The organism is Alteriqipengyuania sp. (assembly GCF_964222115.1).
GTDB lineage: Bacteria > Pseudomonadota > Alphaproteobacteria > Sphingomonadales > Sphingomonadaceae > Alteriqipengyuania.
In genome coordinates this window covers 1-18,073 of the sequence record NZ_CAXQBM010000031.1, presented here as the reverse complement: position 1 = coordinate 18,073, position 18,073 = coordinate 1, and the positions used below count along the sequence as shown (strand labels likewise).

General features: G+C 65.0%; 18 protein-coding genes. 8 read left to right on the top strand and 10 right to left on the bottom strand.

What is annotated here, in order from left to right:
• Positions 1-9: 9 nt before the first annotated feature.
• From ACEQXE_RS05670 to ACEQXE_RS05660, 3 genes are read right to left on the bottom strand one after another with little or no spacing between them, the layout of a single operon-like run.
• Positions 10-897, bottom strand: a complete 888-nt coding sequence (locus tag ACEQXE_RS05670; protein ID WP_370177969.1) for a F0F1 ATP synthase subunit gamma — start codon at positions 895-897, stop codon at positions 10-12.
• 23 nt (positions 898-920) lie between these two features.
• The gene (atpA, locus tag ACEQXE_RS05665) at positions 921-2,450 is read right to left on the bottom strand and encodes a F0F1 ATP synthase subunit alpha (protein WP_370178000.1); all 1,530 of its coding nucleotides are present in this window, start codon (positions 2,448-2,450) and stop codon (positions 921-923) included.
• Between the two features lie 3 nt (positions 2,451-2,453).
• Complete coding sequence (locus tag ACEQXE_RS05660) at positions 2,454-3,020, bottom strand: F0F1 ATP synthase subunit delta (RefSeq protein WP_370032318.1); 567 nt, start codon at positions 3,018-3,020, stop codon at positions 2,454-2,456.
• Between the two features lie 206 nt (positions 3,021-3,226).
• Here ACEQXE_RS05660 and ACEQXE_RS05655 point away from each other — a divergent pair, with 206 nt between their 5' ends.
• Positions 3,227-4,066 (top strand): TauD/TfdA dioxygenase family protein, encoded by an 840-nt coding sequence (locus ACEQXE_RS05655; RefSeq protein ID WP_370032320.1) that lies wholly within the window; start codon positions 3,227-3,229, stop codon positions 4,064-4,066.
• A 91-nt stretch (positions 4,067-4,157) separates the two neighbouring features.
• On the opposite strand, the gene ACEQXE_RS05650 is transcribed toward ACEQXE_RS05655, so the two are convergent.
• Positions 4,158-4,613 (bottom strand): hypothetical protein, encoded by a 456-nt coding sequence (locus tag ACEQXE_RS05650; RefSeq protein ID WP_370032322.1) that lies wholly within the window; start codon positions 4,611-4,613, stop codon positions 4,158-4,160.
• Positions 4,614-4,631: 18 nt separating this feature from the next.
• Complete coding sequence (locus ACEQXE_RS05645) at positions 4,632-6,293, bottom strand: serine protease (RefSeq protein WP_370032324.1); 1,662 nt, start codon at positions 6,291-6,293, stop codon at positions 4,632-4,634.
• 81 nt (positions 6,294-6,374) lie between these two features.
• Between ACEQXE_RS05645 and ACEQXE_RS05640 the strand changes: the two genes are divergently transcribed.
• The 3 genes from ACEQXE_RS05640 to ACEQXE_RS05630 all read left to right on the top strand — a co-directional run bounded on the left by ACEQXE_RS05640 (position 6,375) and on the right by ACEQXE_RS05630 (position 9,080).
• Positions 6,375-7,427, top strand: coding sequence for a bifunctional transcriptional activator/DNA repair enzyme AdaA (locus ACEQXE_RS05640; RefSeq protein ID WP_370032326.1), 1,053 nt, complete (start codon positions 6,375-6,377; stop codon positions 7,425-7,427).
• A gap of 64 nt (positions 7,428-7,491) precedes the next feature.
• Positions 7,492-8,076, top strand: a complete 585-nt coding sequence (locus ACEQXE_RS05635; RefSeq protein ID WP_370032328.1) for a DUF305 domain-containing protein — start codon at positions 7,492-7,494, stop codon at positions 8,074-8,076.
• Positions 8,077-8,141: 65 nt separating this feature from the next.
• Complete coding sequence (locus ACEQXE_RS05630) at positions 8,142-9,080, top strand: lysostaphin resistance A-like protein (RefSeq protein ID WP_370177968.1); 939 nt, start codon at positions 8,142-8,144, stop codon at positions 9,078-9,080.
• Here ACEQXE_RS05630 and ACEQXE_RS05625 read toward each other — a convergent pair.
• Entirely contained in the window at positions 9,077-9,694 is a 618-nt protein-coding gene (locus tag ACEQXE_RS05625; RefSeq protein ID WP_370032330.1) for a TetR/AcrR family transcriptional regulator, read from the bottom strand. The genes ACEQXE_RS05630 and ACEQXE_RS05625 overlap by 4 nt on opposite strands.
• A gap of 81 nt (positions 9,695-9,775) precedes the next feature.
• Between ACEQXE_RS05625 and ACEQXE_RS05620 the strand changes: the two genes are divergently transcribed.
• Complete coding sequence (locus tag ACEQXE_RS05620; RefSeq protein WP_370032333.1) at positions 9,776-10,531, top strand: siderophore-interacting protein; 756 nt, start codon at positions 9,776-9,778, stop codon at positions 10,529-10,531.
• Here ACEQXE_RS05620 and ACEQXE_RS05615 read toward each other — a convergent pair.
• From ACEQXE_RS05615 to ACEQXE_RS05605, 3 genes are read right to left on the bottom strand one after another with little or no spacing between them, the layout of a single operon-like run.
• A complete protein-coding gene (locus ACEQXE_RS05615; RefSeq protein WP_370032335.1) occupies positions 10,528-11,052 on the bottom strand; it encodes a CinA family protein in 525 nt (174 codons plus the stop codon). The two genes, ACEQXE_RS05620 and ACEQXE_RS05615, sit on opposite strands and share 4 nt — an antisense overlap.
• The gene (locus ACEQXE_RS05610; RefSeq protein WP_370177966.1) at positions 11,052-12,623 is read right to left on the bottom strand and encodes a cryptochrome/photolyase family protein; all 1,572 of its coding nucleotides are present in this window, start codon (positions 12,621-12,623) and stop codon (positions 11,052-11,054) included. Before ACEQXE_RS05610 ends, ACEQXE_RS05615 begins: the two co-directional genes overlap by 1 nt.
• A gap of 3 nt (positions 12,624-12,626) precedes the next feature.
• The gene (locus ACEQXE_RS05605) at positions 12,627-14,804 is read right to left on the bottom strand and encodes a primosomal protein N' (protein ID WP_370032339.1); all 2,178 of its coding nucleotides are present in this window, start codon (positions 14,802-14,804) and stop codon (positions 12,627-12,629) included.
• A 56-nt stretch (positions 14,805-14,860) separates the two neighbouring features.
• On the opposite strand from ACEQXE_RS05605, the gene ACEQXE_RS05600 reads away from it, so the two are divergent.
• Both ACEQXE_RS05600 and ACEQXE_RS05595 read left to right on the top strand, forming a co-directional pair.
• Positions 14,861-15,556 carry a DUF4197 domain-containing protein gene (locus tag ACEQXE_RS05600; RefSeq protein WP_370177965.1) on the top strand — a complete coding sequence of 232 codons (696 nt, stop codon included), beginning with the start codon at positions 14,861-14,863 and terminating at the stop codon, positions 15,554-15,556.
• A gap of 67 nt (positions 15,557-15,623) precedes the next feature.
• A complete protein-coding gene (locus ACEQXE_RS05595) occupies positions 15,624-16,751 on the top strand; it encodes a hypothetical protein (RefSeq protein WP_370032343.1) in 1,128 nt (375 codons plus the stop codon).
• A 31-nt stretch (positions 16,752-16,782) separates the two neighbouring features.
• Here ACEQXE_RS05595 and ACEQXE_RS05590 read toward each other — a convergent pair whose 3' ends face one another.
• Positions 16,783-17,367, bottom strand: a complete 585-nt coding sequence (locus ACEQXE_RS05590; protein ID WP_370032345.1) for a DUF2490 domain-containing protein — start codon at positions 17,365-17,367, stop codon at positions 16,783-16,785.
• Positions 17,368-17,482: 115 nt separating this feature from the next.
• Between ACEQXE_RS05590 and fsa the strand changes: the two genes are divergently transcribed.
• Positions 17,483-18,073 (top strand): fructose-6-phosphate aldolase (gene fsa / locus ACEQXE_RS05585; RefSeq protein WP_370177964.1); only part of this gene is annotated, 591 nt, incomplete at its 3' end.

Genomic DNA, 18,073 nt, shown 5'->3' with positions numbered 1-18,073 from the left:
TCCGTATCCTTAGAGCGCTTCGGCGCCCGCGATAATCTCGATAAGCTCGGTGGTGATCGCGGCCTGGCGGCTGCGGTTGTACTGGATATTGAGGTTCTTGATCAGGTCGCCCGCGTTGCGCGTCGCGTTGTCCATCGCGGTCATCGAGGCACCCTGTTCGGAAGCCTCACGCTCCAGCAGCGCGCCGAACAGCTGCGTGCGGACATAGCGCGGCAGCAGGGCTTCGAGGATTTCCTCCTCGCCAGGTTCGTATTCGACCAGCGCGTCGCCGCTGCCCGAAGCTGGCTTCGCCTCGCCCTCGGCTGCGGGGACGGGGATCAGCTGCTGCGTGGTCGGGTCCTGCGCCAGCGCCGACTTGAAGATCGGGTAGACGAGGTGCGCAACATCGAACTTGCCTGCCTCGAACATTTCGAGAAGCTCGCTCGCGATCGCCTCGGCCTCGTCGAAGCCGGGGGTGCGCACGTTCGAGGTGTCGAAATGCTTGGCGATCGCATCGGCATTATTGCGCTTGATCGGGGCGCGGCCTTTGCGACCGACAAGGTAGAACTGCACGTCCTTGCCCTTCTCGCGCAGGGACGTTGCTTTCTTCAGCGCTTCCTTGACGATATTGGCGTTCAGGCCGCCGCACAGGCCCTTGTCGGTGTTGACCACCACCAGCAGGTGACGCTGGTCGGAGCCATTGCCCGCCAGCAGCTTGGGCGCGGAATCGCTTCCGCCGACCTTGCTCGCCAGCGACGCCATCACCGCGTTCAGCCGCTCCGCATAGGGGCGTGCGGCCTCGGCAGCTTCCTGCGCACGGCGCAGCTTGGCCGCCGCGACCATCTGCTTGGCCTTGGTGATCTTCTGGGTCGACTTGACCGACTTGATCCGGCCCTTGAGTTCCTTGAGGCTAGCCATCGTGGCTCCCTATCTCGCTGGGCTTACGCGAACTGCTTGGCAAAGGCGTCCAGCGCCTTGACCGTGCGGTCCTTGATGTCGTCTTCGAACTTCTTGCTGTCGCGGATGTCCTTCAGGATGTCCGCGTGCTCGTGGCGCATGAAGCTGAGCATCTGCGTTTCGTATTCGGTCACCCGGTCCACCGCGACATTGTCGAGATATCCGTTGGTGCCCGCGAAGATCGACACGGTCTGCTCTTCGAACGGCATGGGCGAGAACTGCGGCTGCTTGAGCAGCTCGGTCAGGCGCGCACCGCGGTTGAGCAGCTTCTGCGTCGAGGCGTCGAGGTCTGAACCGAACTGTGCGAAGGCCGCCATTTCGCGGTACTGCGCCAGCTCCAGCTTGATCGAGCCGGAGACCTTCTTCATCGCCTTGGTCTGTGCGGCACCGCCCACGCGGCTGACCGACAGGCCGACGTTAATCGCCGGGCGCACACCCTGGTAGAACAGGTCGGTTTCGAGGAAGATCTGCCCGTCGGTGATCGAGATTACGTTGGTCGGGATGTAGGCCGAGACATCGCCCGCCTGCGTTTCGATGATCGGCAGCGCGGTCAGCGAACCGCCGCCTTCGCTGTCGTTCATCTTCGCCGCACGCTCCAGCAGGCGGCTGTGCAGGTAGAACACGTCGCCCGGATAGGCTTCGCGGCCCGGCGGGCGGCGCAGCAGCAGCGACATCTGGCGGTAGGCCACGGCCTGCTTCGAAAGGTCGTCGTACACGATCACGGCGTGCATGCCGTTGTCGCGGAAGAACTCACCCATCGCGGCGCCGGTGTAGGGCGCGAGGTACTGCAGCGGGGCAGGTTCGGAAGCGGTCGCGGCGACCACGATGGAATATTCCATCGCGCCGTTTTCTTCGAGCTGCTTCACGATCTGTGCAACGGTGGAGCGTTTCTGGCCGACCGCGACATAGATGCAGTACAGCTTGTCCTTCTCGTTATCGCCCTTGTGCGCGTCGCGCTGGTTGATGAAGGTGTCGATCGCGACAGCCGACTTGCCGGTCTGGCGGTCACCGATGATCAGTTCGCGCTGGCCACGGCCGACGGGCACGAGCGCGTCGATGGCCTTGAGGCCGGACTGCACAGGCTCGCTCACGCCTTGGCGCGGAATAATGCCGGGGGCCTTCTGTTCGACCAGGCGACGCTCGGTCGTCTCGATGGGGCCCTTGCCGTCGATCGGGTTGCCCAGCGCATCGACCACGCGGCCGAGCAGGGCCTTGCCAACGGGCACGTCCACGATGGTCTCGGTCCGGCGCACGCTGTCGCCTTCGCGGATTTCGGTATCGGAACCGAAGATCACGACGCCCACGTTGTCGGCTTCCAGGTTCAGGGCCATGCCCTTCACGCCGCCGGCGAATTCGACCATTTCGCCTGCCTGCACCTTGTCCAGCCCGTGGATGCGGGCGATCCCGTCCCCCACGCTAAGCACGGTGCCGACTTCGCTTTCCTGCGCAGTCGCGTCGAAGTTGGCGATCTGGTCCTTGATGACCTTGCTGATTTCAGCGGCGCGAATGTCCATCATTCAGCCTTTCATGGCTTGGGTAAGGGAGTTGAGACGGGTGCGGATCGATCCGTCGATCCGGCGGGAGCCGATGGTGACGATGAGGCCACCGAGCATGTCGGGGTCGACGCTGCTGGTCAGCTTGACGGTGCGGCCTTCGCGCGCAGTCAGCTTCTTTTTCAGCGACGCAATCTGGTCTTCGGACAGCGGGTGCGCGCTGATCACTTCGGCGCTCACCTCGCCGCGCTGTGCGGCGGCGATGTCGCGGAAGGCGCGGATCACGCGGCCCAGCTCTGCCAGGCGACGATTCTCCGCCAGCACGCCGAGGAAGCGGCGGGTCAGCGGGCTCACTTCCAGCACCCGGGCGACTTCTTCGATCGCCGCAGCCTTGGCCTTGCGGCCCAGCTTGGGGTTGGTGGTGAGCGATGCGAGCTCGGGCGATTCTGCCAGCGCGGCAGACAGCTTGTCGAGATCGGACTCGACCGCGCTTACGCCGCCCTCTTTCGGGCCTTCTTCGGCGGCCAGTTCGAACAGGGCGACTGCATAACGCCCTGCTAGGCTAGCCTGAATACCGGCGGAAATCTCCACGCCTGGGGGTCCTCTTCGGGTCCGGAAAAAACGATTCGGGTTGCTTGCCGTTCAGGGCCGCATTCTCGAGGGAATTGAGGGCTGCCCCGGCAAGGCTGGCGCGCGCCTAGCATCGGGTTTTGCGAAGCGCAAGGCGGGCGAGGGGATTCGTTTGCCGCATCAGCGCGATGGGCGTAGCATTGCCGCGATTTGTCGGGAGAGAGACAATGGACTTGGTGCCGCTGGCTCCGCATTGCGGGGTCGAAATCACCGGCGTGCAGCTGGCGCATGCTGCCGAAGGGGACGGTGGCGAGGTGCTCGATGCGATCCGTCAGGCCGTCTGGACGCACGGCGTGGCGCTGTTTCGCGACCAGGACTTCGGCCCGGATGCGCATATCGCCTTTGCAAAGGCATGGGGCGGGATCGACCTCAACAGCTATTTCCCGCTGACCGATTCCCACCCCGAGATCGCGGTGGTGAAGAAGCGGGCCGACCAGACGACCAATATCGGCGGCGGCTGGCACACAGATCATTCCTATGACCAGGTGCCCGCGATGGGCTCCATCCTCGTCGCGCGCGAGCTGCCGCCTGCCGGGGGCGATACCCTGTTCGCCCATATGGGCGCGGCATACGATGCGCTGGACGACGGGCTGAAGACCGAGATTGCAGGGCTGGAGGCGTTCCACACCGCCGACCATGTCTACAGCCCCGAAGGTTTCTACGCGCAGACCGACATGGGCGCGGACCTGCGCGGGCAGGAGATGAAAACGGGTGCGACGCATCCGGTGGTGGTCCGTCACCCGCAGACGGGGCGCAAGCTGCTCTACGTCAACTCGGCCTTCACCACGCATATCGTCGGGCGCAGCCGCAAGGAGAGCCTGCCGCTGCTCCAGCGCCTGTTCGCTGCGGCGCTGCTGCCGGAGAACCAGGCGCGGGTAGAGTGGACGCCGGGATCGGTGGCGATCTGGGACAATCGCACCACCTGGCACCTCGCGATGAACGACTACCAGGGCCACGCGCGCGAGATGCACCGCATCACGCTGACCGGGGAGCCGCTGGCGGCGTAATTCTTCGTGCGCCTTCGCCGTTCGTGTCGAGCGTAGTCGAGACACGCGCGCAACGCATCTCGACTACGCTCGATGCGAACGGATTGACTGGCTAGTCGACGGGATTGCGGAAAGTCTCCGACATTTCCCCGATCCGTTGGCGCGCAGCCGCGTCTGCAGCTTCCATGTCGCCACCGGTTTCCATCGAGATGCGAAGGTGCAGTGCCTCAATCTCGTCGATCTGGGCGTCGGTGCAGACACGAGCATTTGAGCCATCTACCAAGCGGGCACCGGTGTAGACACATTTTTGGCCTGCCTCATCGAAGCATATCGTATCGAATGAGAGTGGAGCACTTGAGGTGCCGTATCCTATAGCTTCGAAACCTACATGCGCTCGCTCAAAGTTGTTCCAGCAAGCACCCTTATTGCCATCGCGCATCTCGCAGACACAGGCTTGATCAGCGAGTTTCTGAAGCGCTTCGAGGTCGAGTGTCGAACCGGTTTCGGCAGGTTGTGCTGTTCGCTCCGCTCCGCAAGCCGAAAGGAGCAATGCGGCAAGCGCGATCAATATGCGAACCGGACCCACCTAATCCGCAGGCTGGCAGGAATAGACCAGCCGCTCGTTCGGCTGTCCGGGCAGCGCGGCGAGCACCGCTTCCTGCGACCGGCCCAGTTCCGCCGCCCCATCGCTTGCCTCGCACGAGGGCGCGTCATAGCTCCCGCGTGCCTCGCGTGCGGCGGTTATCGCACCGCGCGACAGCAGGTAGCGGTCGGCGCGGTAGGTGCGCGTCTGCGGATCGTAGCGCGCAACGCTCACCACATCCTCCTCGTTCGGCACGAACACACGCGCCCACTGGCCGTTTGCGAAGCCGTACTGCGTGCGCCCGTTGACGCAGCCGCTGGCCGACCAGCGCAGGTCGATGCTTTTCTCGGCATCGCCGGTGATCCGGCTGCGCGATGGCTCCAGCGTGCACACGAACTTGCCGGCGGTCGCGGCATCCGCATCGTCGGACACCTGCTCGCTGCCCGTTTCCTCGCCCAGTGCCGCGGCGACCTTGCGGTCGATCGCGTCGAGGCCGGGCCGCGTGAGGTAGAGCGCTGCGGCGGTCACCAGCAGCACGGCCGCCAGCGCGTAACAGGCGTAGGGGAGCCATTCGGGGATGCCCTTGCGCGCATCGCTATCCCATTCGGGATCATCCTCCGCCACATCGTCCGGCACCACGTCGCCCGCGGCGAGTTCCTTTTCGCGCCGCTGGGCGAGCATGTAGCCCGCGACGGCGACGAAGATCGCGCCGAGCAGCAGCAGCAGCGATGCGGCGATCCGGTTCTCCCGCTCCGCCTGCACTTCCATCTCAGCTTCCAGTTGCAGGCGGGCGCGCCGTTCGCTGGCGGCTTCGGACCGCGCGGCCATCTGCACGCGGGCGGCCTCGGCGGCGGCGGCGCGGCGCTGCCGCTCCGCCTCGTCCAGCTCGGCGAGGCTGCGGCAGGGCATGTCGTTGAGCTGCGGCGTCACCTTGTTGGCGCGCAGGAAGGGCACCAGCTCCTTGTTGGAGACCGCGAAATAGAATTCCGCGTCGGTTCCGTCGCTTTCCGCGCCGAAGCTGTTCACGCCCAGCACGCGCCCGCAATTGTCGAGCAGGGGCCCGCCCGAATTGCCGCGCGCGATGGGCGCGGTGTGCAGGATGGTGTCGAACTGGCGGCTGGGCCGCTCGCCCGAGATGAACCCGCGGCTTTTAACCGGCGGCTGCGAGCGCACGATATCGTTGATCGACAGGCCCTGCGCGCGGTCGACATTCATTGGATAGCCTACCGATGTCACCGTATCGCCGCTGCCCCCGGGCCGATCGCCCGCGAGTGTGAGCGGCGGGATGCGCAGCTTGCCCTCGATCGCGAGCAGCGCGAGGTCGGTGCCCTGGTCGACCGCGATGATGCGCGCAAACGCCGGGTCGTCGCCATCGGGCGGGACGATCCCGATCACCCGGTCCCCGTCGAAGGCGCCCCCATACAGCGCCTCGCGCACGACATGCGCATTAGTGACGATACGTTGCCGGGAGACGGCAAAACCGGTCCCGTGGCTGAGCGGGAAAAGCTCTTCCTCGCCCCCTTCGATGTTCTTCTCGAAGATCACGATCCGCACCACTCCGCGCGCTGCGGCATCGATATCGGCGGGCTCTGCCAGCGCGGGCACCGGCAAGGCGAGGCCCAGCGCAGCGAGCAGGAGCGAGAAGAGGAGCAGGATTCGCGTCATCACCCGCTCTTTTGGCGGGCTGCGGGTTTGGCCGCAAGCTTCGGGATGTACCGTCATCGCGATCAGTCTAGAAAGCAATTCATGACGAAGGATAAATCCCCTCTTCCCCTTGGCGACGATCAGGCGTGGGCCGCCGTGATGCGGCGCGACCGGGCATTCGACGGGCAATTCGTGACCGGGGTGCTGACCACCGGCATCTATTGCCGCCCGAGCTGCGCCGCGCGGCACCCTGCACGCGAGAACGTGCGTTTCTTCGCCAATGGAGCAGAGGCGCGCGCCGCCGGTCTGCGTGCCTGCAAGCGGTGCCTGCCCGACGATGTCTCGCGCGACGAGGCGGCAGTGCGCGCCGCGATCGACGCGATCCGCAGCGGCGACAGCCCCACTCTGGAAGAACTGGGCGCGATCACCGGCTATTCGCCCACGCATATCCAGCGGGTGTTCAAACGCGCCACCGGTCTCTCACCCGCCGCCTTCGCGCGGGCCTTGAGGGAAGAGCGTGCGCGCGATGCCTTGGGCGGTTCGGCAAGCGTCACTGAGGCCATCTACGATGCAGGTTACGAGGCGCCGAGCCGCTTCTATGCCGCAATGGAAGGGAAAATGGGAATGAGCCCGAGTGCATGGAAAAACGGCGGACGCGGCGTCACGATTCGCTGGGCTGTCGTGGACACGACCCTGGGTGCAATGCTGGTTGCCGCGAGTGACAAGGGCGTCTGCCGCCTCTCCTTCGACGAGGGCGAGGCAGACGTGCGCGCCCGCTTCCCCGAAGCGGAGCTGACGCAGGGCGGGGCGGAGTTCGCCGGCCTGCTCCAGCAGGTGGTCGACGCGGTCGAGCAGCCGGGCACCGGCGGCAAGGACATCCCGCTCGACGTGGCAGGCACCGCATTCCAGGAGGCGTGCTGGAAAGCGTTGCGCGAAATCCCGCCGGGCGAGACGCGCAGCTATTCCGAGATCGCCGCAGCGGCAGGTAACCCGAAGGCCGTGCGCGCTGCGGGCAGCGCCAATGGCGCCAACAATGTTGCCGTGCTGATCCCGTGCCATCGCGTGATCCGCAGCGATGGCGGGATCGGTGGCTATGCCTATGGCACCGACATCAAGGAAGAACTGCTGCGGCGCGAGCAGGGCCGCGCGGACTAGTCACCCGGAACATCGCGTCCCGCCACCCCGTTCATGCGCCATATCACGCAATCAGGGGCGAGAAATGACCGATAAATCCGATCACAGCAGCAATTCGCACCCGTCGCGCTGGCCAACCTTCGCGGCGATGATTGCGACATCCATCGTCACGATGTTCGTGCTCAAATATTCCAACGTGTATGAGACGGGGCATATCTGGTTCAGCCAGACGCGCATGTGGATGGCCCTGATGATGGGCATGGCGATGATCGTCATCATGCTCGGTTTCATGTGGGGCATGTATCGCACGCTGCTGACCAAGGTGCTGGTCATGGTGGGGGCGGTGCTGGGCTTCGGCCTGTTCCTGTTCCTCGCGCGCAGTCAGGCAACCGTCGACGACGAGGCGTGGATGAAAGCGATGATCCCGCACCATTCTATCGCCGTGCTGACCAGCCGTCGCGCGCACATCAGCGATCCGCGTGTCCGCGAACTCGCCGACGATATCATCGAAGCGCAGGTCAAGGAGATCGCGCAGATGGAGATTCTGCTCGACGACATCGAACAGAACGGAGAGCAGGGCACCGGCGAAAGCCTGCCTCCACGCAGCGCCGAACTGACCGACGAGCTCAGGCGCAAGGCGCGCGAAGACGCGCATCTCGCCGGGGAGTAACCGTCCGGTTGCTTGCCATTTCCGATCCAGGGCGACATTCAGGGATATAAACGGGAGGATCGGACATGGCAGACGCGACAGACAGGCCCATCTGGCGAAAGGTCGTCGATTTTCCGCTGGTGGCCATGGTCCTCTCACTGGTCGTCCTGGGTCTGGTGCTGGGTGTTGCAACCGCCGCGACCCTGCTGCTGCCCGTCGACCAGTTGAGCGAGAATGCGGTAATCGTCATCAACGGGCTGGTCGTGCCGCTGCTGGCGTTTGCGACCTATAAGCTGGTCTTGCGTCGTCTGGGCGAACATCCGCGCGACGACCTGCCGATGGCGCCTGCGATCAGGCATCTGGTGCTCGGTATCCTGGGTGCAGCCGTGCTGATGAGCGCGATTGTCGGCATCGCTGCCCTGCTTGGCGGCTATCGGATCGCGGGCTGGGGCGGCAGCACGTCCGTTTTGCAGATCCTGTTCCTTGCCGGTGTGCAGGCGGGCTTCGTGGAAGAGGTGATCTCGCGCGGGATCATCTTCCGATATCTTGAGGAGTTCGGCGGCAGCTGGTTCGCGCTGGTGCTGTCCTCGCTGATCTTCGGCTTCCTGCATGCGGGCAATGATAATGCCACGTTGCTTTCATCGGTCGCGATTGCGATGGAGGCGGGCGTCCTGCTGGGCGGGGCCTACATGCTCACGCGCAACCTGTGGCTCGCAATCGGCATCCATTTCGGCTGGAACGTGGTGCAGGGTTATGTCTGGGATGTCGCGGTGTCAGGGCACGAAGTCGACGGCATGCTCGATGCGCGGGCGACCGGCGACGTGCTGATCTCCGGCGGAGCATTCGGGCTGGAAGCTTCGGTCATCGCGATGGTGCTGGCGACAGGCGCGGGCTTGGCGGTGGTCTGGTGGGCGGTGAAGCGCGGCCATGTGGTCAGGCCGTGGTGGATGCGCGACCGCAGCCTGCCGCCGCTTGCGCCGGAAAACACCGGCCGGAGCGTCGCGACCCAAGATCCAGAAAGCTAGGACTCCAGAAAGATCGCCTTTGCGGCAAGATCGAAGCACGCCTGCAGGTTCTTTCGCGATGGAATGTCGTTGCCGAACAGCAGCGGGGTATAGAGCGGCGAGTATAGCAGCGCGAGCGCGGCGCGCGGCTCGACCCCGTCCTGCAATTGCCCGGCATCGGCGGCCCATGCCAGCCGCATCCGCGCCCAGTCGCGCCGTGGATCGAGCCAGCGCTTGCGCACCGCATTGGCGACGGAGGGGCTCTCGCGCCCACCCAAGAGCATCGCGGCGAAGGCGCGCCCCGTCGGCCCGCGCAGCTGGTCCGCCATGCCCATGATCTGCGCCCGGAAATCCTCGCGCGCGCTGCCGCTTTCATGCAGGTCGAGCGTTTCGTCGATGGCAGAGAAGAACGCGTCGACCGCCAGATCGGCACGGCCCTTCCACCAGCGGTAAATCGTGCTCTTGCCCGTGCCTGCTTCGCGCGCGACGCCTTCCATCGTCAGGTTCTCGAACCCGTCGCGCACCAACAGCGTGAGCGCGGCGAGCAGGATCGCCTCGCGCGATTTCTCGCTGCGCGGGCGGCCCTTGGGTTGGGGCCTGGGTTCGGGGGTGGCGGTGTCGTCCTGAGCGGCCATGCGAAACGCTACCGTCTCGCTATCGGGACTGCAAGATATGCGGTTCTTGAAGTTGCGAGGCATTCGCATTAGATGGCGCGTATGAATGCAAGACCCGCCCCCCGCGAAATGACCGTCCTCGGCAGCACAAGCCTCAGCCCCTCGATGCAACGCGTAACGCTCGGCGGGCCGGGGCTGGCCGATTTCCCCGATGGGCAGCAGGGTGGCTATGTGAAGCTGATGCTGGGCGAGACTGCTGCGGGCAAGCGGATCATTCGCACCTATACGATCCGCGAACATCATGCGGACCGGCTGGAAATCGACTTCGCGCTGCATGGCGGCGAAGCAGCGGGTCCCGCAACGAAATGGGCACTGACTGCAGAGCCGGGAAGCACGATCATGGTCGGCGGGCCCGGAGCGGCCAAGCCTCTGCCGGGCGGACACGATTTCTACCTCGTGGCGGGCGACATGACGGCGCTTCCAGCGATCGGAGTGAACCTTGCGGCGCTAGATCGCAACGCGCGCGGCTTTGCCGCGATAGAGGTTCAGAGCGAAGGGGATATCCAGCAGCTCGATGCTCCGCGTGGGGTCGAGGTGCAGTGGCTCGTCAACCCGGAGCCGGGCACACGTCCGGATTTGCTCGCGGACGCCTTGTGCGCCGTGGCTCTGCCCGACGGGAACATTGCCGGATGGGCTGCGTGCGAGTTCTCTTCCATGCAGCGGCTGCGCACATATTTGCGCGACGAGCTGAAGCTGGGCGGCGGATCGCTCTATATTTCCAGCTACTGGAAGGCCGGGTTGATCGAAGACGAGCACAAGCTCGCGAAGCGCGAGGATGCAGAGGCGCAACCGGCTTAGTCTTCCCTGGCATAACTCCCTATCGCGCTGCGCATCATCTTCAGCCCGGTACGAAGCGATGCGAGGCGAACGCCCTCGCGTCCGATAGCGCCGAAATGCTCCTCGCGATGCGTAGGCTCGCCACCCCTGACGGCGATTGCAAGATGGACCAGGCCCTCCTCGTCGTCCTCACCGCCCGGCCCGGCAAAACCGGTGATAGAGACCGCAATATCGGCTTCGGAGCGACGGAGCCCGCCTTGTGCCATCGCCAGAGCAACATCCCTGCTGACCGCGCCGCAATCCTTCACCAGCTCGCGCGCGACGCCCAGCAGGTCGCACTTGGCAGCGTCTGAATAAACGACGAAGCCGCGCTCGAAAGCGTGGCTGCATCCGGGAATGTCGGTCAGCAGCGAGGCAAGCAGCCCGCCGGTGCAGCTTTCCGCCGTCGCCAGCTGCAAATCTCGATCGCAGGCGGCCTCAAGCACTTCGTGGGCCAGACGGATGATATCGTCGGGGAGGGAAGATTCGAGTTCTTCGGCCATCAGGATCGGTCCGTTGCGTGTACCCAGTTTTTGTCTGCAGGTTGCAGCGAAACGAGGAACTTCTCGGCGGTTTCCAGATATGCTGATTGTTTCTCCGGGCCCATCCGGTCCCAGTTGGAATAGATGCGGCCGATCCGGTGATTGCTTTCCAGCATGTCGCGATGGCGGTGCATGAAATGCCAGTAGAGCGGGTTGAACGGGCACGCGCCTTCGCCGGTTTTCTTGGACGGTGAATATGTGCAGTCCGCGCAGTAATTGCTCATTGTGTTGATATAATTGCCCGACGCGGCGTAGGGCTTGCTCGCCAGTTTCCCGCCATCGGCATAGAGGATCATCGCAGCCACATTGGGCAGCTCGACCCACTCGTAGGCATCGGCGTAAACCACCAGGTACCAGTCCTGCACCTCGCGCGGCGAAATCCCCGCGATCAGGCAGAAATTACCAAGCACCATCAGCCGCTGGATATGATGCGCATGCGCATTTTCGTGGGTCGAGCGGACGCAGTCGGCAAGGCAGCGCATCTCGGTCTCGCCGGTCCAGAAGAACTCGGGCAGCCCGCGCTGCGCATTGAGCGCGTTGGCGCGCTGGAGGTGCGGCATATGCAGCCAGTAGAAACCGCGGACATATTCGCGCCAGCCGATCAGCTGGCGGATGAAGCCCTCGACGCTGTTGAGCGGTGCCTTGCCGTCTTTGTACGCCTGTTGTGCACGCTCGCACAGTTCCAGCGGGTCGAGCAGGCCGAGGTTGATGCTGGTCGATAGCATCGAGTGGAACATGTCGTCCTGTCCGTGGACCATCGCGTCCTGGTACGGCCCGAAACATTCGATCCGCTCGGCGAAAAAGGCGTCGGCGGCTTCTTCGGCTTGATCGCGCGTGACGGGCCAGTGGAAGCTCACCAGCGAGCCGAAGTGGTCGCCGAATGTCTCCTCGACCAGATCGATGCACTCTTGCGTGATATCGTCTGGCTCGAACAGCGGGCGTTGTGGCGCTTCGAGCCCTTCCTTGGGCGGCTTGCGATTCTCCGCGTCGAAATTCCATTCGCCGCCGGTCGGTTTGCCGTCATCCATCAGCAGGCCCGTCTTGCGACGCATCTCGCGGTAAAAGAATTCCATGCGCAGGGTGTCGCGATCTTCGGCCCACTCGCGAAACTCGCCGATCGAACAGACGAAGCGGTCATCGGGCAAGATCTCGACTGCGCAGTCGAACTTGTCCGCCCATTCCTCGATAGCCTGCTGCACGCGCCATTCGCCTGCCTCGACCACATGCACCGCGCGCGGGTCGTGACGCTCGATCGCGCGGGCGACCTCGCCGGTGAAGCTGCCCGCATTGTCGGGGTCGGTCAGTTCTACATAATCGACGGTCCACCCGGCATCGCGCAGTTCGGCAGCGAAGTGGCGCATCGCGGAAAAGATCAGCACGATCTTCTGCTTGTGGTGTTTCACATAGGTCGCCTCGTCCCACACCTCCATCATCAGGATGACGGTATCGTCCTTGGTGCGCCCGCGCAGCGAAGCGAGGTCGCGGGTCAGCTGGTCGCCGAGAATGGGGAAGAGGATGGGTCGGGAAGCCATGCCCTAGACGAAGCTGTAAGGATCGATATCGATCCCGACGCGCACGCCGCGCGGCAATTCCAGCGGGTCCAGCCAGTCACGAATTGCGTCCTGTAGCGCGGCGGTGCGCTTGGCATTGATGAGCAGGCGGTAGCGGTAGCGGCCGCGCAGCTGCGCGAGCGGTGCGGGCGCGGGGCCAAGGATCATGATGTCGTCCAGCCGGGGGCGCTTGTCGCCGATTCGTGCGGCGGCGGCGCGGGCCTCCTTATCGTCCTCGCTCGACACGATGATCGCCGCCCAGCGGCCGAAAGGCGGGGCGTTGGCATGGCGGCGCGACTCCAGCTCGGCGGCGTAGAAGGCATCGCGGTCGCCCGCTGCGAGCGCGGCGATCACCGGCGCTTCGGGATGGCGCGTCTGGATCAGGACCTCCCCGGGCTTCGACGCCCGGCCCGCACGGCCTGCCACTTGCGCGATCTGCTGGTAGACGCGTTCCGCCGCGCGCAGGTCTCCGCCTTCCAGACCCAGATCGGCATCCACCACGCCGACCAGCGTCAGGTCGGGGAAGTGGAAGCCTTTCGTAACCAGCTGCGTGCCCACGATCACGTCGATCATGCCCGCCTCCGCCATCGCGACGAACTCTGCCGCGCGGGCGGGCGTGTTGAGCGTATCCGATGTCGCGACCGCGATCCGCGCCTCGGGTGCAATCTCGCGCACCTCGTCTGCCACGCGCTCCACGCCGGGGCCGCAGGGGACGAGGCTGTCCTTCTCGCCGCACTCGGGGCACGCGGCAGGCGAAGGTTCTTCGTAGCCGCAATGGTGGCAGGCGAGCCGGTGGCTGAAGCGATGCTCCACCAGCCACGCACTGCACTGCTTGCACTGGAAGCGGTAGCCGCAGGTGCGGCACAGTGTCAGCGGGGCATAGCCGCGCCGGTTGAGGAACAGCAGCGTCTGCTCCTTGCGCTCCATCCGCGCGAAGAGTTCGCGCGCCAGCGAAGGCGCGAGCCAGCGGCCCCGTTCGGGCGGTTCCTCGGTCAGGTCGAGCAGGCGGATGGTGGGCAGCGAGGCCCCGCCGAAGCGGCTGGGCAGGTCGAGCTTCCGGTATGTCCCCGTCTCCGCCATGTGCAGGCTTTCGAGCGCCGGCGTGGCGCTGGCCAGCACCACCGGTATCCGCTCGAAATGCCCGCGCATCACCGCGACATCGCGCGCGTTGTAGCGCACGCCGTCATCCTGCTTGAAGCTGATCTCGTGCGCCTCGTCGACCACGATCAGGCCGAGCCTCGCATAGGGCAGGAACAGCGCCGAGCGTGCACCGACCACCACCTGCGCGCCACCATCCTCGGGAGCGCGCATGATCGCGCGCCACGCGCGGCGGCGTTCGGACGATTTGAGCGAGGAATGCCACAGGGTCGGCTGCGCGCCGAAGCGATCCTCGAACCGGCGCAGGAAATTCTCTGTCAGCGCTATCTCGGGCAGCAGGACAAGCACCTGCCTGCCTGCACGGATCGCGGCGGCGACGGGTTCGAAATAGGTCTCGGTCTTGCCCGAGCCGGTGACCCCGTCGAGCAGGACCGGCGCGAAGTCCTCCGCCTCGACCGCCTTCACCAATTCATCGGCGACCTTTGCCTGGTCCGCCGAGAGCACCGGCTCTGCATGGTCGGGCCGCGCGCGCTTGTAAGGCCGGTCGGCATCGACCTCTTCGGGTTCGAGCACGCCCTGCGAGACCAGCCCGCGCAGCACGCCTTCGGATACGCCAGCCAGCGCAGCCAGCTCGCGGATCGTGCCCTGCTGGCCTTCCAGTTTTTCAAGCGCCTGTTCGCGCTGCGGCGTCATCCGGTCGGGCTGCTCGCCGGTCAGGCGGTACTCGGTGACGGTCACGCCGCCCTTCAGCGCCCCGCCGCTCGCCAGAACCATTCGCGCAACCGAACTCATATGCGCGCAATAATAATCTGCAGTCCACTCGATCAGGCGGCGCAGTTCGGCGCGGATCGGCGGCACCGGCAGCACCGAGAGGATCGGGCGCAGCTTCGCCTCGGGCACCGACTGCCCCGGCAGGCGTTCCTCTTCCCACACGATGCCGGTGATCTGGCGCGGGCCGAGCGGGGCGACCACCACGTTGCCGTGCTCCACCGCCATGCCTTCGGGCACGCGGTAATCGAGCACGCCGAGCGCGGCGTTGAGGACGAGGAGGCGGATACGGCGCATTGGTCGACTGCCAATATGGGCGCGGGGGCTCCTGTGCCACAAGCATGGAAGGTGAGATGATGACCGGAATTCTCGAAAACGGGCTGGATCGGCGCAAGCTGCTGGGCTCGATCGGCGTGGGTGCAAGCGTGATAATGCTGGGCGGCTGCACGACATATCAGGGCCGCGTGACCAACGTGATCGAGCGGCTGCTGCTGCTGTCCAGCGAACGGGCCTTCGCCCGTCTCACGGCACCCGGCGGTTTCTGGGACCAGCAGGTTGCGCAGATCGGGCTTGGTGAACTGCTCGGCGCGCGCGGCAACGTGCTAACGAACATTCTCACCTCCGGCCTCGTCAAGGCGCGGGTGGAGCGCGAATTCGCCGGCTTCGCCATCGACGCGAGCGAACGCGCCGCGCCGGTCATTTACGACACCATTCGCCTGATCGGTGTGCGCAATACGATTGACCTGATCACCGGCGGGCCAACAGCGGCGACCGCATACCTGCGCGGGCAGACCGGCAACCGGCTGATCGATGCGATGGTCCCCGAACTGGGCGAGGCGATGCGCGTGGCGCAGGACCCGCTTGTCGGCCAGCTCGTCTCGGCGGCGGTCGGGGTCGATATCGGCGCGGCGGCGAACCGCGTTGCGCTGAACGTCAATGACACGATCTGGAGCGAGATCGGGCGCGAGGAAGCCGCGATCCGCGCCGATCCGCGCAGCACCAACGATCCGGTCCTGATCGGTGCGCTGGGGGTGGGTTCGCGGCTGTAGCGCCCCCATGAACTTGCCATATGTGAAATGCGGCGGCTATTGAATCTCCACGCAGATGGGGGACATAATGACCAAGCGTTCCGTACTGGCCGTTGCACTGGCCGCACTTGTTTTGACCGCACCGGGAGCTTCGGCGCGCGAGTTCGGCGACATAACCGGCCCGTACCTGCAGAAGTATGGCAAATGGAAGAAGACCCGCGGCGCGCTGCTCAAGCAGCTGAAGCGGGGCGAACCCATGAGCGGGGACGACTGGTTCACCCTCGCCGCGATGTGCGACATCGTGCCGCCAAGCGGTCCGTCCAAGATCATGAACCTCATCAACGGCTCGCCCTGCCGCGAAGAAGTGATCGAGTATTTCGTCAATGCGGGGATGAATGGCACGCCGCGCGGTTTCGAACGGGCAGCCTTCTACGTCATGCGGCGCGGCGGAACGGCGCAGGAGGCATGGCCGTACTTCGCGCTTGCCGAAAGGTTCGCCGGGCAGGACTTCGACCTGCAAAACGACCTTGCCGAACTGCGCGCGAAAATGGCGGGCGGCCTGACTGCCGCGCAGCAGACCGAAGTGAACGCGACTGCGATGAAGCTGGTCGCGGATGGGGTTTATGGATCGGCACAGAATGCCGCGACGCAAGGCTATCAGTCACCCCCTCCGATTGCGCGGGGCAACGCAACGAACCTGCGCTGGCTCAATTTCGACAATCCGGCGAAATGCGCATGGAGTCGCGAAGCCGAGGGAGTGATGCAGGGCAGCTACCGCTTCGACGACAACCGCATGACCAACATCACCGTGCCCGCGACCACGCGCCTGCCGGGTGGCGGACCGACCGTAACCGGGCGCGTCAGCTGGCCTTCGGGCCGCAATTCGAACCATGTGCAGATCGATGTCGACTTTACCGGGACATGGAACGGGCTGACCGTGCTGGGCATGACCGATGCTTTCCTGGAGGAATCTGACGGGCTGTTCGGCAAGGGAATCCGGTTCGCAGAGCCTGTATCGGAAGTCGCGCGCGCGCTGCGCAATGCGGGCTTCGTGGTCAATCTGGACGGGAGCGAGCGCGAACAGGCCGACGAGGTCGAGACGACCCGCTACCAGGGCAAGGTGTATCGCAACATCAACGGCGTGCGCACATCGATCACCCGCCGGGGCGGCGAGACGGTCTTCCTCTGCAACGAGGTTTGGGAAATCATGGGCTGAAGCGGGCTGGGCGCCGCGCCGACCCCGCCGATCAGAAGCGGTATGCGACGCTCGCCTGCGTTACGTGCGTATAGGTGTCGCCGCCGGGGCGCGGGCGCAGTTGCAGCAGGTAGCCGCCTGTCAGCTCGACCCGCTCGGCCAGCCGGTAGGTAAGCCCTGCATTGAAGCGCCACTGGTCGATCCGCTGCGGCCCGCCATTATTGCGGTCGCGCAGCTGGTAGAGCAGCTCGGCCGATCCTGCTGCCTTCAGCTTGGGTGCAATATTGTCGCTCACCTGTACGCGCTGCCGCAGGCGCAGCGCCATGCGATCCGCACCGTCGTAGAAGCGCTCTTCGATCCGGGTGCGCAGCGATAGGATACCTGTCGAATAGCCAACCTGCTGGTAGGGGCGGATTTCGGTGAACCCGTCGATATCGTGCACTTCCATCCCGCCGCCGATGGAGAAACCCTTGCCGATCTCGCGGTCGACCACGGCGCCGACGATATACTCGTCGGGCCCGGACTTGCGGCGCTGTTCAATCTCGAGCTTGAAGCTGGTGTCGGAGTCGATGTTGCCCTTGGCGCTCGTTTCGATCCAGAATTCGGAATCGTCCGCCAGTGCCGCGCTCGGTTGCAAAAGCAGAGGCGCGGCGGCAAGTGGGAGGGCGCACGCCCTATGGCAAACTGATCGCATGAAGAATCCTGCAGCACGGGTTCGAATGTGACGCTCCTATGACAGGTCTGTAACAGAAATGAAATTCTTCGCCGACACCGCCGACATTGCCGATATCAGGGACTTGGCCGAGACCGGCCTGATCGACGGGGTGACCACCAACCCCTCTTTGATCCACAAATCGGGCCGCGACTTCATCGAGGTGACGAAGGAGATCTGCGGGATCGTGGACGGGCCAGTCAGCGCCGAAGTCGTCGCGCTCGATCACGCAACGATGATGAAGGAGGCCGACAAGCTGCGCGTCATCGCGGATAATGTCTGCATCAAGGTGCCGCTGACGCTCGATGGGCTGAAGACTTGCCGCGCGCTGACCGACGATGGCACGATGGTCAACGTGACGCTGTGCTTCTCCGCCAACCAGGCGCTGCTCGCGGCCAAGGCGGGCGCGACCTTCATCTCGCCCTTTGTCGGCCGCCACGACGATAACGGCTTCGACGGAATGGCGCTGATCGACGATATCCGCCTGATCTACGACAATTACGCGTTCGAGACCGAAATCCTCGTCGCGTCGGTGCGTCACACCAACCACGTGCTCGAAGCCGCAAAGATCGGTGCCGACGTGATGACCGCGCCGCCCAAGGTGATCCGCGACCTCGTGAAGCATGTGCTG

Coding starts and splice junctions, on each gene's coding strand:
- ACEQXE_RS05670 (WP_370177969.1), bottom strand. CDS start 897: ATGGCTAGCCTCAAGGAACTCAAGGGCCGGATCAAGTCGGTCAAGTCG.
- atpA (WP_370178000.1), bottom strand. CDS start 2,450: ATGGACATTCGCGCCGCTGAAATCAGCAAGGTCATCAAGGACCAGATC.
- ACEQXE_RS05655 (WP_370032320.1), top strand. CDS start 3,227: ATGGACTTGGTGCCGCTGGCTCCGCATTGCGGGGTCGAAATCACCGGC.
- ACEQXE_RS05645 (WP_370032324.1), bottom strand. CDS start 6,293: ATGACGCGAATCCTGCTCCTCTTCTCGCTCCTGCTCGCTGCGCTGGGC.
- ACEQXE_RS05640 (WP_370032326.1), top strand. CDS start 6,375: ATGACGAAGGATAAATCCCCTCTTCCCCTTGGCGACGATCAGGCGTGG.
- ACEQXE_RS05635 (WP_370032328.1), top strand. CDS start 7,492: ATGACCGATAAATCCGATCACAGCAGCAATTCGCACCCGTCGCGCTGG.
- ACEQXE_RS05630 (WP_370177968.1), top strand. CDS start 8,142: ATGGCAGACGCGACAGACAGGCCCATCTGGCGAAAGGTCGTCGATTTT.
- ACEQXE_RS05625 (WP_370032330.1), bottom strand. CDS start 9,694: ATGGCCGCTCAGGACGACACCGCCACCCCCGAACCCAGGCCCCAACCC.
- ACEQXE_RS05620 (WP_370032333.1), top strand. CDS start 9,776: ATGAATGCAAGACCCGCCCCCCGCGAAATGACCGTCCTCGGCAGCACA.
- ACEQXE_RS05615 (WP_370032335.1), bottom strand. CDS start 11,052: ATGGCCGAAGAACTCGAATCTTCCCTCCCCGACGATATCATCCGTCTG.
- ACEQXE_RS05610 (WP_370177966.1), bottom strand. CDS start 12,623: ATGGCTTCCCGACCCATCCTCTTCCCCATTCTCGGCGACCAGCTGACC.
- ACEQXE_RS05605 (WP_370032339.1), bottom strand. CDS start 14,804: ATGCGCCGTATCCGCCTCCTCGTCCTCAACGCCGCGCTCGGCGTGCTC.
- ACEQXE_RS05600 (WP_370177965.1), top strand. CDS start 14,861: ATGATGACCGGAATTCTCGAAAACGGGCTGGATCGGCGCAAGCTGCTG.
- ACEQXE_RS05595 (WP_370032343.1), top strand. CDS start 15,624: ATGACCAAGCGTTCCGTACTGGCCGTTGCACTGGCCGCACTTGTTTTG.